The sequence below is a fragment of the Elstera cyanobacteriorum genome (assembly GCF_002251735.1).
GTDB lineage: Bacteria > Pseudomonadota > Alphaproteobacteria > Elsterales > Elsteraceae > Elstera > Elstera cyanobacteriorum.
In genome coordinates, this window is sequence record NZ_NOXS01000032.1 from 455,126 (window position 1) to 467,448 (window position 12,323).

The window sequence follows — 12,323 nt, forward strand, 5'->3', positions numbered from 1 at the left end:
TCAGGCTCCCGCCGTTTCCATCAGCCGGGCCATGTAGCGCGCCAGCATGTCGATTTCAAAATTCACCCCATCACCGACCGCCAACGCCCCCAGCGTCGTATGGGTCGCCGTGTGCGGGATGATATTTACCGTGAATTCGGTTTCCCCGAGGGTCGATCCGGGTGTGGCCCCAACCTCGTTGACCGTCAGCGAAACGCCATCGAGGGTGATTGAGCCTTTCGGCGCAACGAGCCGGTGGAAGGGTTTCGGCAGGGCGAAGGTTAGGCGCAGGCTACCCGCCACCTCCTGCCGCCCGGTGAGACGGCCGACGCCATCGACATGGCCAGAAACGTAATGGCCGCCCAACTCGTCGCCCGCCTTCAGCGCGCGTTCAAGGTTGATCTTCCGTCCGGCCACCCAGCCACCGAGGGTCGTTTTAGACAAAGACTCGTCCGAAACTTCGAACAGGAACCATTGATCGCCCTGGTCGATCACGGTCATGCAGGCACCAGAGAGCGCGATCGACGCCCCCATGGCCACATTGGTAAAGGGGCGTGGGGTTGCAATCTCAAGGCGCGTATCGCCGCCCGCTTGGCGCGAGACGCTGCGAACCGTGCCGATATCGGTGATGATGCCGGTAAACATGGGGCAAACCCTATCGCTCGACGGTGAAGGTTTCCAGCAAATCATCACCCAGAAACACACTGTCCACCCGGCGGAAACGGCGGGCGGTGTCGGGCGTATCGATGCCATAGGCGGCAACCGCCGGGGTTCCGTCGCCGCCGATCAGCATCGGCGCGCGGAACCAATGCAGGGTATCGATTAAATCTTCGGTCAACAAAGCGGCAATCAGCCGCCCGCCGCCTTCAACCAGCAGCCGGGTTATCCCGTGATCGCCGAGGCAGGTCAGCGCGGCGGCAAGGTCCATCCGCTCGCCCGCGACCGGCACGGGCACCACGGTTACGCCAGCGTCCTTGAACGCCCGCTGGCGGGCTTTATCCGCATCCTCCCGCGCGAGAATCCAGGTCGGTTGCTGACGGGCCGTCCGCACCATCTGCGCTGTCAGCGGTAAGGCCAAGCGCCCGTCGAACACCACCCGCACGGGAGAGCGGTCGGTCAGCCCTGGCAAGCGGCAATCGAGGGTAGGATCATCGAGCAGCGCCGTTTGTCCGCCCACGGCAATCGCATCATTCTCCGCCCGCAGCCGATGCCCAAAGGCGCGGGCCTGTGGGCCGGTGATCCAGCGCGAGGCACCGGTGTGGGTCGCGATGCGGCCATCGAGCGAGGCAGCGATCTTCGCTGTGACGAGCGGGCGCCCGAGCGCGAGGCGCAGCAGGAAGCCCGCCGCCACCTCCCGCGCCTCATCGGCCAGCAAGCCAACCTCGACGGCGACCCCGCCCGCGCGCATCCGGGCAATGCCCTGCCCCGCCGTGCGCGGATCGGGATCTTCGATGGCGATGACGGCCCGGGCGATCCCAGCAGCGACCAGCGCCTCGCAGCACGGCCCGGCCCTGCCGTGATGGGCGCAAGGTTCCAGCGTCACATAAGCGGTTGCGCCGTGCGCCGCCTCCCCCGCCTGTTCCAAGGCATGGATTTCGGCATGGGGGCGCCCGCCCGGCTGGGTCCAGCCTTGGGCGATGATGGCGCCGTCTTTCACCAACAAGCAGCCGACCGATACCGACGGCCACACCCGCCCCCACCCCCGCCGCGCCAGGCGCAGCGCCAGGGTCATGAAGCGGGTATCTTGGGCGGGATCAGTCGCGGTTATCGACATTCAGCTTATCGACCAGTTCTTCGAAATCTTTGACCTCGTGGAAGTTTTTATACACCGAGGCAAAGCGCACGTAAGCAACCGGATCGAGATTGTAAAGGGCTTCCATCACCTGTTCGCCGATCATATCGGAAGTGATTTCCGCCTCGCCCTGACTTTCCAGACGGCGCTGGATGCCATTGACCATCTGTTCGACCCGCTCGCCCGCTACCGGTCGCTTCCGGCATGCGACTTCGATGGAACGGGCGAGCTTATCGCGGTCGAAGGGAACGCGCTTGCCGCTTTTCTTCACCACCGTCAACTCGCGCAGTTGCACGCGCTCGAAGGTGGTGAAGCGCGATCCGCAGGCCGCGCAAAACCGTCGGCGCCGGATGGCGCTATTATCGTCGGTCGGGCGCGAGTCTTTGACCTGCGTATCGTCGTTTCCGCAAAAGGGGCAGCGCATTCCGCTCGGGGTTCCTTACGGGTAGACCGGGAAACGATGGCAGAGGGCTTCCACCTGCGCCCGCACCTGGGCTTCGACGCCCGCATTGCCGTCCGGCCCATTGGCAACCAGACCATCCAGCACATCGCCGATCAATTGGCCGACTTGCTGGAATTCCGCGACACCAAAACCGCGCGTCGTCCCTGCCGGGGTACCGAGACGCACGCCCGACGTGATCATCGGCTTTTCCGGGTCGAACGGAATGCCGTTCTTGTTGCAGGTGATGCCGGCCGCTTCCAGGTGATGTTCCACCACCTTGCCGGTCAGGCCCTTTGGGCGCAGATCGACCAGCAGCAGATGCGAGTCCGTGCCGCCGGAAACGATGTTGACGCCGCGCGACAGCAGCACTTCCGACAGCGCCCGGGCATTGTCGATCACCTGCTGGGCATAGAGCTTGAACTCCGGCTGCAGGGCTTCGCCGAACGCCACGGCTTTAGCGGCGATCACATGCATCAGCGGGCCGCCCTGGAGACCGGGGAAAACCGCCGAGTTGATCTTCTTGCCAAGATCGGCATCGGTCGAGAGGATCATCCCGCCACGCGGGCCGCGCAGGGTCTTATGGGTTGTCGTCGTCACCACATGGGCGTGCGGCACCGGGTTTGGATAGGCACCACCCGCCACAAGACCGGCGAAATGGGCCATATCGACCATCAGATACGCGCCGACCTTATCGGCAATCGCGCGCATGCGGGCGAAATCGATGACGCGGGGATAGGCCGACCCACCGCCGATGATGATTTTCGGCTTATGGGTGACGGCCAGTTCTTCCATTTCATCGTAATCGATGCGCTGGTCCTGCTGGCGCACCTTATAGCCGACCGGCTTGAACCATTTGCCCGACTGGTTGGCCGGGGCGCCGTGGGTGAGATGCCCACCGCAGGCGAGGTCCATACCCAGGAACGTATCGCCCGGCTGCATCAGCGCAAAGAATACCGCCTGATTGGCCTGGGCGCCCGAGTGGGGCTGCACATTTGCATAGGTGGCGCCGAACAATTGGCAAGCGCGTTCGATGGCGATCTGCTCGGCGACATCGACGAACTCGCAGCCACCATAATAGCGGCGGCCCGGGTAGCCTTCGGCATATTTATTGGTCAGCACCGAACCTTGCGCTTCCAGCACAGCGCGGGAGACGATGTTTTCCGACGCGATCAGTTCGATCTGATCTTTCTGACGGTGCAGTTCCTGCTGAACCGATTGATTGACGGCGGGGTCGGCCTCGGCCAGGGAACGGGTAAAGAATCCAGTCGCTAAGCTCATCGCGGCACCTCATACACCAGCTAAAAACGTCACAGTCAGGGAAAGACGGCCCGTCAGCCCAGTTTGGCGACGCGGCGGGCGTGGCGTTCGCCGCCGTCGAAGGGGGTCGTCAGAAACTGTTTCAGCGCATCGGCGGCCAGATCGGGACCGATCAAGCGCGCACCGAAAACGATCACATTGGCATTATTATGCTCGCGCGCCAGCCGGGCCGACAGCGCTTCCGACACAAGTGCGGCGCGGATGTGCGCATGGCGGTTCGCCGCAATCGAAATACCGATGCCGCTGCCGCAAATCAACACGCCCAAGGTCGCCGGACCACTGTTCAGCGCTTCTGCCAGCTTACCTGCATAATCGGGGTAATCGACCGACTGCCCGGCGTCCGGTCCCAAATCGACCGTCGCATAGCCCCAGGCTTCCGCCTGCGCCCGCAGATGTGCCCGAAGCTCGACCCCGGCATGATCACTGGCAAACGCAAGGGTGGGAAGCGCGGGCTGAACGGTCATCGGGCATCAATCCATCGGTGAAAGCCTGAAAGCGATCACAGTGAAGCGAGCACCGCGACCGGCCGTCTGCAAGCATTGCCGGGGCGACACTTCAGAAGCGGCGCGACCATAACATATGGTGAAACAAGGTCAAACGCCGCGCACCCCCGGCCCGTGCAAGGGTGCCATCCCGTCAATCCGAACCGTACCGGCAGACTTAGATGACAGTCAATGTCATCAAATTTACTGACCTGCGACAATTACGATATTTTCATGAAACCTGACAGGATTTTTGTAGAAAGACGATTAGCTGCACCATATAATAAACTCAGCTTATGAATTGTAACTGATGGCGAAATCTCTGCGATGAGCGAAGAAACGAATACCATTGCATTGCCGCAAAGCACCCTGCTGGACCTTACCACTCAGGTTGTTGCGGCTTATGTCGGCCGGAATGATGTTGCCCCAGGGCAGATCACTGATCTGATTCACACGGTTTTCGCAACGTTAAAAGATATCGCGGTCGATAAGCCGGTGGAAACCGCCGAACCGCAAAAACCCGCCGTTCCGATCAAACGGTCGGTCTTTCCAGACTATATCGTATGCCTGGAAGACGGTAAGAAGTTAAAAATGCTGAAACGGCATTTGCGCACCTCTTATAATATGACCCCCGATGAATATCGGGCCAAATGGGGTTTGCCGGCCGACTATCCGATGGTCGCGCCGAATTACGCCGAACAGCGGTCGCAATTTGCTAAGCAGATCGGCCTGGGTCGCACAGGACTTGCCGATGTTACCCGGGGACGGCGTAAGAAGGTGGCTGTCTGATCCACCCGGTCCGCCCCTGACCTGCGAACAATACCAGCGCGGTTTCAAACGAGACCGCGCTTTTTTCTTTACCAATAAATATTCAGTTATTAATTAACCCTTAACCCGATGAACCGGCTTATCCGCGGCGCGCCAGCAGGCGTTGCAGCTTTTGCGACGCCTGCCGCATCAGGTAACCGTCGGGCGCCGCCGCCGGGCCGACAATCGAGGCTTCGGTCCCGGTCTGGGGATCAACCGCCGTGGCCTTGGCATAGGCCCCTTGGCGGATGATCTCGACCAGAAACGGTTCGCGCCCGGCGCTCATTACGGTTCCAGCGTGCAGACCAGGTTCTTCTGCACGCTTTTCAGCACGGGTTCGTCCATATAGCGCCCACCGCAGCGCTGGCCATAGTCGGCGACCTTGGCGTTATAGGCGGCGATCTTGCTTTGCAGGGCGGGATAGGCGTCCTGCTCCACGCGGTTCTGATCGTCGTCGCGCTTTTCCATCTGCAGGCGGAAGGCTTCCACTGCCGACGGATCGTTGGTATCGACCGTCGGGCGCTTAGCGTTCAGGGCAGCATCCTGATCGGCGACGGATTTCTTCAGCGCCTCATACAGCGCCCGGGCTGCGGTGACCGTTCCTTCTACCCGCTGCACCGATTGATTGAGGCATAGGCAGGCGGCAATCTCGCGCGGGTCGGTCATCAGCGTGCCGGAGGATTGGGCCGAAGCACCGCCCGCCGCGACCGAGACCAGGGCCATCGCCCCCATTGCCGTTCCCCTCGCCCACATCCGCATAACCATACTGTTGCTCCTTTTCCTCGGCGGGCAGAATCCCGCCTTTTGCGCCATTATTCAATTGCGATTACGGCGCGGGGAAGGCACTTTGCGCGCACACCCTGCCGCTTCTTTTTGCAGCGCTTATCGACCGTTCCGCTGCCCCGCGAGGTGCATCATGCTGACCCTGTTTCTCCCCGCCGATGCGGCGACGCAGCGGCTTCCGCTCGGCGAATTGCCGTCCACGCTGCCGCAGGCGCTTTGGTACGATCTGCTGGAGCCGACAACGGCGGAGATTCACGCGGTCCAGCGCAGCCTGGGTATCGAGCTGCCAAGCCGCGAAGAAATGCAGGAAATCGAGGTTTCCAGCCGCCTTTACGAAGAAGACGGCGCGCTCTTCATGACCGTTTCGATCATGTCGAAGTTCGATAGCGGTCGCCCGGAAACCAATGCCGTTACCTTCGTGCTGACCCCAAAGGCCTTGGTAACAGTACGCTACGCCGACCCACTCCCCTTCATTCAATTTTCCAACCGCGTCCAGCGCAACCCCGGCCAGTGGAGCGGCGCCGACGTGGTCTGGACCGGCCTGCTGGAAACCCTGGTGGACCGGGTGGCCGACGTGCTGGAACGGATTTCGGCCGATCTTGAACGCACCGGCCAGCGCGTGTTTGACCATAAGGACACGCGCGGGCGCACCGGCGTCGCGCTGGAAGAAGCCTTGTCGAAGATTGGCCGCTCCGGGCAAATGGTCTCGGGGATTTCCGAAAGCCTGATGACGCTGAACCGCGCCATTGCCTTTGCGGGCAATATCGGCGGCAGTTGGCTGCGCAAGGACGCGCGAAATTCGCTCAAAATGCTAACGCGCGACATTAAATCACTGCACGATCACGCGGCCTTCCTGTCGCAAAAAGTCAATTTCCTGCTCGATGCGACGCTGGGCCTGATCAATATCGAACAGAATGCCATCATCAAAATTTTCACCGTCGCCTCGGTCGCCTTCCTGCCGCCGACGCTGATTGCCAGCATCTACGGGATGAATTTCGAGCTTCAGCCGGAATTGAAATGGGATTTTGGCTATCCGCTGGCCCTCTTCCTGATGCTGCTGTCGGCGCTCGGGCCGTATTATTATTTTAAGCGCAAGGGCTGGATTTAGCGACATTCCGTTAGGACCGTCGCCCCCTTGAGAGGGGCGCAGGAAAACTCCGGCAAACAAGAAGGCGGCAGGTTGCCCCGCCGCCTTTCCGAACCCAAACCTAGACCCAGGCTTATTTCTTCGGCAGATCGCCAGAAACGCCCGCCACGTACCAATCCATCGACAGGATTTCTTGGTCGGTCGCGGTCTTACCGGTGGCGACACGTTCCTTACCGTCCTTATCGCTGATCGGGCCGGTAAACGGGTGCCGCTTGCCGGAGATAATGTCCTTGCGAGCGGTTTCGGCCAGTTCCACCACATCCTTCGGAATTGCCGGGTTATAGGGCGCGAGGGCGACCATGCCCTTATCGAAGCCGTGCCAGGTATCCGTGGACTTCCAAGTCTTATCCATCACGGCCTTGGTGCGGGCGATATAATATTCGTCCCAATGATCGATAATGGCGGTCAGATGCGCCTTCGGGCCGAACTTCGTCATGTCGGAGGCTTGGCCGAACGCATAGATACCGCGCTCTTCCGCCACCTGGATGGGGGCCGGGCTGTCGGTATGCTGGGTGATGATATCAGCACCCTGGTCGATCAGCGCCTTAGCGGCGGCGGCTTCCTTGCCGGGATCGTACCAAGAATTGACGTAGATGACCTTCACTTGCGCATCGGGGCGCACCGACTTCAGCGCCAGGGTAAAGGCATTGATGCCGCTCACGACTTCGGGAATGGGGACCGAGGCGATATAGCCGACGATGCCGCCCTTGGTCATCTTCCCAGCGATCAGCCCCTGCACCGTGCGGCCTTCGTGGAATTTGGCGGCATAAGTCGATACATTCGCCGACCGCTTAAAGCCGGTGGCATGTTCGAAGAAGACCTTCGGGTTGCGCGCCGCAACCTTCAGCGTCGGTTCCATGAAACCGAAGCTGGTGGTGAAGATCAACTGGTTGCCCTTCGCGGCCAACTGCTGGATCACGCGCTCGGCATCCGCGCCTTCCGGCACGTTTTCGACATAGGTGGTTTCCACCTTGCCGGGGAAGGCTTTCTCGATGGCCAGACGGCCTTCGTTATGCCGGTAGCTCCAGCCATGATCGCCAATCGGGCCGACGTAGACGAAGGCAACCTTGGTCTTGGCATCGGCGGCCAGCGCCGCGCCCGAGGTTAGGCCGAGGGCGGTCACCGCCCCCAGCAGCAGGGCTTTCAAAGTTCGGGACGTCACGGGAGAAACTCCTTCCACGTGGGTTAACGGTCGGGGTGAAAGCTTTTGCCCAGCGCCGCCGGGGCGTTGAGCTTAATCCGGGTGGCATCGCGCGACATCAGCACCAGCACCAAAATCGTCGCCAGATAGGGCAGCATGGTCAGAAACTGCGACGGGATCGGCACGCCCAGCCCCTGAAGATGCAGTTGCGCCAATGTCATCGCGCCAAAGAGATACGCCCCTGCCAGCACGCGCAGGGGCCGCCAAGTGCCGAAGACGACGAGCGCCAGCGCAATCCAGCCGCGCCCGGCCGTCATATTCTCCGCCCACATCGGCGTATAGGCGAGCGATAAATAGGCGCCGCCGAGCCCGCAGAAGGCGCCGCCGATCAGAATGGCCGCCGCCTGCACCCGGCGCACCGACAGGCCAAGGCCATGCGCGACCTGTGGCGACTCGCCAACCGACCGCAGGGTAAGGCCGACCCGCGTGCGCCCGATAACGCGATGGACGATAAAGACCGCCGCCAGCGAGACGTAAACGAGAATATCATGCCCGAACAGCAGGGGGCCGATCACCGGCAGATCGCTGATACCGGGGATCGACAGTAGCGGCAGGCGCGGGATCGGCTGGCCAACGAAGCTCTTACCGATCAAGGCCGACAGGCCAAGGCCGAACAGCGTCAAGGCTAGGCCCGTCGCAACCTGATTGGTCAGCAGCCCCAGCACCAGCACCGCGAAAAACGCCGCCAGCAGCATCCCCGCCACGCCCCCGGCGATGACGCCTAAATAGGCATTGCCTGTTGAATGGGCAGTCACGAACGCGCAGACCGCCCCGACCAGCATCATCCCTTCGACGCCGAGGTTGAGCACGCCGGATTTTTCCGTGATCATCTCGCCCAAGGCGGCCAACAATAACGGCGTGGCCGCCATCATCACGGCAACGAGAATGGAAGCGGCGATATCCATAGTCTGCCTTTACCCCCGGCGAATGCGATAGGCCAGAAGCACATCGCAGGCCAATACAAAGAACAGCAAGAGGCCTTGAAACACGGTCCCGACCGAGGCAGAGAGTTTCAGCGTTACCTGTGCCGCCTCCGCCCCAATGTAGGAGAGCGCGAGCAGCAGCGCGGCTACGCAAATGCCGAGCGGGTTGAGCCGCCCCAGGAAGGCCACAATGATCGCCGTAAAGCCATAGCCCGGCGAGACGCTGGGCATCAGTTGCCCGATGGGCCCGGCCACTTCCATCATCCCCGCAAGGCCAGCGCAGGCGCCGCCGATTAGCAGGCAGGTCCAAATAATCCCAGGCGCCGAAAACCCCGCAAACCGCGCCGCAGCGGGGGCAAGGCCTGCCGCCGTCAGCCGATACCCGAGGAGGGAGCGGGTTAGCACCGCCTGCGCCGCAATCGCCGCAATAACGACCGCCAGAATGCCCCAGTGCAGGCGATAGCCTTCCAAAACGATCGGCATCAGCCCATCGGCGTCGAAATTCCGGCTTTGCGGAAAGTTGAACCCCTCCGGGTCGCGCCAGGGGCCGGTGACGAGATAGCCGAGGAAAAGCTGCGCCACATAGGTCAGCATCAGGCTGGTCAGGATTTCATTGGCGTTAAAGCGGGTGCGCAGCAGCGCCGGGATTGCCGCATAGGCCATACCGCCGAGAAGCCCGGCCAGCGCCATCAACGGCAGGGTAAACCAGCCACCATCGCCCCAAAAGGCCAGCGCCACGCCGCCCGCGCAAATCGCGCCGATGGTCAACTGCCCTTCCGCCCCGATATTCCAGACATTGGCGCGGAACCCGAGCGACAGACCGAGGGCGATCAGCGCCAGCGGTACCGCCTTCACCCCCAACTCGGTCCAGCCGTAAACATCGGCAATCGGTTCGATGAAGAAACCGTAGAGCGCTTCCAACGGATCGACGCCAAGCAGCGCGAACAGCCCAGCGCCGCTGAGGACCGTCAAGGCCAAGGCCAGCAGTGGCGTTGTATAGACCAGCCAGCGCGGCGTTTCCGTGCGGGCTTCCAGCCGTAGGCCAAAGCCGCGTTTTCCGACCGAAACCCCGGCGCTAGGCGGCATCCGCCAATCCCCCCATCATCAACCCGACCTTTTCTTGCGACAGTTCTTCGATGGGGTAAGCAAGCGAGAGGCCACCGTGGAACAGCACCGCCATGCGGTCGCAGAGAGTGAAGAGTTCATCAAGATCCTGGCTGATCACCAGCACCGCCGCCCCAGCCTCGGCCAGCGTCAGCAGCGCCCGGTGAATGGCTGCCGCCGCCCCGGCATCGACGCCCCAGGTCGGCGCCGCAACGATCAGAACCTTCGGCCCGGCGAGAATTTCCCGCCCCATGATGAATTTTTGCAGGTTGCCGCCCGACAGACGCCGGGCAAGGCTGGCCGCTGTCGGCGGCATGACATTGTAATCTTTAATGATCTTGTCGGCAAAAGCCCGCATTGCGCCGCGCTTCAACCAACCTTTCGCCACCAAATCCGGCCGCTGCCAGCCAGAGAGGATCGCGTTGGCAGTCAGATCGAGATCCGGCACCGCCGAGCGGCCCAAGCGTTCTTCCGGGACATAGGAGAGGCCCGCCGCCCGCCGCGCCGCGACCGGCAAGGCCCCAATGGGGGCGCCGTCGAGCTGCATTACAGCGGGCGCCACCAACCGCTCACCGCCAAGCGCCGCCAGAAGTTCCGACTGGCCGCTGCCTGCAAGACCGGCAATCCCGACGATTTCCCCCGCGCGCAGGTCGAGGCTAATGCCCTTAAGATCAATCCCAAGCGGGTCATCGGCTTTCAGCGACAGATCGCGCACCGAAAACCGCACTGGCGCATTGGTCTTAGTGGCACTGGCCCGGCGCGTCGGGCGGTCCACCTTGCCAACCATTTTTTCCGCCATCAGCGCGGGGGAGGTTGTGCGCGGATCGCAGCTATCCACGACTTTCCCGGCCCGCAGGATCGTCGCCCGGTCACACAGCGCCTGAATTTCCGGCAGCTTGTGGGAGATATAGAGGATCGTCCGCCCTTCTGCCGCCAGCCGCCGCAGGGTGACGAACAGCACATCGGCTTCCTGCGGGGTCAGTACAGACGTGGGTTCGTCGAGGATCAGGAGGCGCGGGTCTTGCAGCAGGCACCGGATAATTTCCACCCGCTGCCGCTCGCCGCTGGACAGCGCATGCACCGTGCGGGCGGGGTCCAGCGCGAGGCCGTAGCGCTTTGAGATTTCTAAGATTTCATCGGATAAAGCGGCGGTCGTTTTCCCCTCTGGCAGGGCCAGGGCGATATTCTCCGCCACGGTCAGGGTTTCAAACAAGGCGAAATGCTGGAACACCATGCCGATGCCCGCCGCCCGCGCCGCCGCCGGGTCGGAGAAAGCCACTGGCTGCCCTTCCCAGAGGATTTCGCCGCTATCGGCCTGCAGCAGCCCATAGAGGGTTTTCATCAGCGTGCTTTTGCCTGCGCCGTTTTCCCCCAGCAGCGCATGAATTTCGCCGGGCATCAGCGCGAGATCGACGCCATCGACCGCCTTCACCCCGGGAAAATGCTTCACGACGCCGCGCACCACCAAGCGCGGCGCGCCCTTGCTTTCGCCGTCCGTCACCCGCACCCCCGCAAAGCCCGTTCCGGGACGAAAACGCTGCCCGCCCCGATTGTTACGGTTTAGCGTGGCATGAGACGCAGGGATGAATCAACGGGGGCTATACGGGGTTTTCCTGATTGTTGGCGGCAGCGAGACGGAATGCCGCAGCAAAGGCGGCCCCGCCGTCCCGGCTGAACCGCACCACCCGCCCCGGTTCCCGCGTTGCCCAACCCTGCCGAACAATGAAGGCAAGCGACGCCGCCCCCAGCGCGCCGCCAAGGTGGCCGCGCCGCTCGCTCCAATCCAGGCAGTGGCGGCACAGCGGGCGGCGGCCTTTGCGCAGCACGGCCAAATCGAACCCCAGGCCTTCAAAGAAGCGATGGCCCGCCGCTGTCAGGTCCGGTGCCGCCGCCCCCGCTAAGAAACCCTGGCGCAGCAGACCATCGAACAGCGCCACGCCCTTTTCTCCGGCCAGATGATCGTAACAGACGCGCGCTTCGCGCAAGGCCGGGTCTTTCGGCCCGGTGCGGGTGCGGGTGGCGCCCGTGCGCTGCGCGAGGCCCATCAGCCCTTCGAGCACTTCCGCCACGTCGGGACCGGAGAGGCGGAAATAGCGATGCCGCCCCTGCTTCTCCGCCGCCAGCAACCCGGCAGCGTCGAGCTTACCAAGATGCTCGCTAGCGGTCGGCAGCGCCACCCCCGCCGCCCCGGCGAGTTCGGAAACCGTCAGCGCGCGCCCATCCATTAGCGCCGTCAGCATATTGGCGCGGGCGGGATCGCCGATCAGGGCGGCAAGCGGGGCGATGCTGGGGCCTTCTTTCATACTTCGGTTATAGCCGAAGCATGAGAGGCGCTCAAGCCGCTAA

At 62.7% G+C, this 12,323-nt stretch carries 14 protein-coding genes; 2 read left to right on the top strand and 12 right to left on the bottom strand.

The window, feature by feature from the left end:
* From CHR90_RS11385 to CHR90_RS11405, 5 genes are read right to left on the bottom strand one after another with little or no spacing between them, the layout of a single operon-like run.
* Nucleotides 1-624, bottom strand: a complete 624-nt coding sequence (locus tag CHR90_RS11385) for a riboflavin synthase (protein ID WP_094409110.1) — start codon at nt 622-624, stop codon at nt 1-3.
* A gap of 10 nt (nt 625-634) precedes the next feature.
* Nucleotides 635-1,753, bottom strand: a complete 1,119-nt coding sequence (gene ribD / locus CHR90_RS11390; protein ID WP_229671438.1) for a bifunctional diaminohydroxyphosphoribosylaminopyrimidine deaminase/5-amino-6-(5-phosphoribosylamino)uracil reductase RibD — start codon at nt 1,751-1,753, stop codon at nt 635-637.
* Nucleotides 1,734-2,195: a transcriptional regulator NrdR gene (gene nrdR / locus CHR90_RS11395; protein WP_094409111.1), complete on the bottom strand. Its 462-nt coding sequence runs from the start codon at nt 2,193-2,195 to the stop codon at nt 1,734-1,736. Before nrdR ends, ribD begins: the two co-directional genes overlap by 20 nt.
* Before the next feature lie 15 nt (nt 2,196-2,210).
* Nucleotides 2,211-3,491, bottom strand: coding sequence for a serine hydroxymethyltransferase (gene glyA, locus CHR90_RS11400; protein ID WP_094409112.1), 1,281 nt, complete (start codon nt 3,489-3,491; stop codon nt 2,211-2,213).
* Between the two features lie 53 nt (nt 3,492-3,544).
* The gene (locus CHR90_RS11405; RefSeq protein ID WP_094409113.1) at nt 3,545-3,994 is read right to left on the bottom strand and encodes an RpiB/LacA/LacB family sugar-phosphate isomerase; all 450 of its coding nucleotides are present in this window, start codon (nt 3,992-3,994) and stop codon (nt 3,545-3,547) included.
* Between the two features lie 345 nt (nt 3,995-4,339).
* Between CHR90_RS11405 and CHR90_RS11410 the strand changes: the two genes are divergently transcribed.
* Complete coding sequence (locus CHR90_RS11410; protein WP_094409114.1) at nt 4,340-4,801, top strand: Ros/MucR family transcriptional regulator; 462 nt, start codon at nt 4,340-4,342, stop codon at nt 4,799-4,801.
* Between the two features lie 118 nt (nt 4,802-4,919).
* Here CHR90_RS11410 and CHR90_RS11415 read toward each other — a convergent pair whose 3' ends face one another.
* Together CHR90_RS11415 and CHR90_RS11420 are read right to left on the bottom strand one after the other, a co-directional pair.
* Nucleotides 4,920-5,105, bottom strand: a complete 186-nt coding sequence (locus CHR90_RS11415; RefSeq protein ID WP_094409115.1) for a DUF6898 family protein — start codon at nt 5,103-5,105, stop codon at nt 4,920-4,922.
* Nucleotides 5,105-5,584 (bottom strand): hypothetical protein, encoded by a 480-nt coding sequence (locus CHR90_RS11420; protein WP_141210931.1) that lies wholly within the window; start codon nt 5,582-5,584, stop codon nt 5,105-5,107. The genes CHR90_RS11415 and CHR90_RS11420 overlap by 1 nt, the downstream gene beginning before the upstream one ends.
* Nucleotides 5,585-5,735: 151 nt before the next feature.
* On the opposite strand from CHR90_RS11420, the gene CHR90_RS11425 reads away from it, so the two are divergent.
* Nucleotides 5,736-6,710, top strand: coding sequence for a magnesium transporter CorA family protein (locus CHR90_RS11425; protein WP_094409117.1), 975 nt, complete (start codon nt 5,736-5,738; stop codon nt 6,708-6,710).
* A gap of 112 nt (nt 6,711-6,822) precedes the next feature.
* Here CHR90_RS11425 and CHR90_RS11430 read toward each other — a convergent pair whose 3' ends face one another.
* The 5 genes from CHR90_RS11430 to CHR90_RS11450 all read right to left on the bottom strand — a co-directional run bounded on the left by CHR90_RS11430 (nt 6,823) and on the right by CHR90_RS11450 (nt 12,280).
* On the bottom strand, nt 6,823-7,911 hold the full coding sequence (locus CHR90_RS11430) for a BMP family ABC transporter substrate-binding protein (RefSeq protein WP_170941377.1): 1,089 nt from the start codon (nt 7,909-7,911) through the stop codon (nt 6,823-6,825).
* A 23-nt stretch (nt 7,912-7,934) separates the two neighbouring features.
* Nucleotides 7,935-8,855 carry an ABC transporter permease gene (locus tag CHR90_RS11435; RefSeq protein WP_094409118.1) on the bottom strand — a complete coding sequence of 307 codons (921 nt, stop codon included), beginning with the start codon at nt 8,853-8,855 and terminating at the stop codon, nt 7,935-7,937.
* A 9-nt stretch (nt 8,856-8,864) separates the two neighbouring features.
* Nucleotides 8,865-9,959 (bottom strand): ABC transporter permease, encoded by a 1,095-nt coding sequence (locus tag CHR90_RS11440; protein ID WP_094409119.1) that lies wholly within the window; start codon nt 9,957-9,959, stop codon nt 8,865-8,867.
* Nucleotides 9,949-11,478 (bottom strand): ABC transporter ATP-binding protein, encoded by a 1,530-nt coding sequence (locus tag CHR90_RS11445; protein WP_229671437.1) that lies wholly within the window; start codon nt 11,476-11,478, stop codon nt 9,949-9,951. The genes CHR90_RS11440 and CHR90_RS11445 overlap by 11 nt, the downstream gene beginning before the upstream one ends.
* Nucleotides 11,479-11,575: 97 nt before the next feature.
* A complete protein-coding gene (locus CHR90_RS11450; protein WP_094409120.1) occupies nt 11,576-12,280 on the bottom strand; it encodes an ArsR/SmtB family transcription factor in 705 nt (234 codons plus the stop codon).
* Nucleotides 12,281-12,323: the final 43 nt, after the last annotated feature.

Excerpts from the sequence above, each read along its gene's own strand:
- CHR90_RS11425 (WP_094409117.1), top strand. The coding sequence starts at position 5,736 with ATGCTGACCCTGTTTCTCCCCGCCGATGCGGCGACGCAGCGGCTTCCG.
- CHR90_RS11440 (WP_094409119.1), bottom strand. The coding sequence starts at position 9,959 with ATGCCGCCTAGCGCCGGGGTTTCGGTCGGAAAACGCGGCTTTGGCCTA.
- CHR90_RS11385 (WP_094409110.1), bottom strand. The coding sequence starts at position 624 with ATGTTTACCGGCATCATCACCGATATCGGCACGGTTCGCAGCGTCTCG.
- CHR90_RS11410 (WP_094409114.1), top strand. The coding sequence starts at position 4,340 with ATGAGCGAAGAAACGAATACCATTGCATTGCCGCAAAGCACCCTGCTG.
- CHR90_RS11415 (WP_094409115.1), bottom strand. The coding sequence starts at position 5,105 with ATGAGCGCCGGGCGCGAACCGTTTCTGGTCGAGATCATCCGCCAAGGG.
- glyA (WP_094409112.1), bottom strand. The coding sequence starts at position 3,491 with ATGAGCTTAGCGACTGGATTCTTTACCCGTTCCCTGGCCGAGGCCGAC.
- nrdR (WP_094409111.1), bottom strand. The coding sequence starts at position 2,195 with ATGCGCTGCCCCTTTTGCGGAAACGACGATACGCAGGTCAAAGACTCG.
- CHR90_RS11405 (WP_094409113.1), bottom strand. The coding sequence starts at position 3,994 with ATGACCGTTCAGCCCGCGCTTCCCACCCTTGCGTTTGCCAGTGATCAT.
- CHR90_RS11450 (WP_094409120.1), bottom strand. The coding sequence starts at position 12,280 with ATGAAAGAAGGCCCCAGCATCGCCCCGCTTGCCGCCCTGATCGGCGAT.
- ribD (WP_229671438.1), bottom strand. The coding sequence starts at position 1,753 with ATGTCGATAACCGCGACTGATCCCGCCCAAGATACCCGCTTCATGACC.
- CHR90_RS11435 (WP_094409118.1), bottom strand. The coding sequence starts at position 8,855 with ATGGATATCGCCGCTTCCATTCTCGTTGCCGTGATGATGGCGGCCACG.
- CHR90_RS11420 (WP_141210931.1), bottom strand. The coding sequence starts at position 5,584 with ATGGTTATGCGGATGTGGGCGAGGGGAACGGCAATGGGGGCGATGGCC.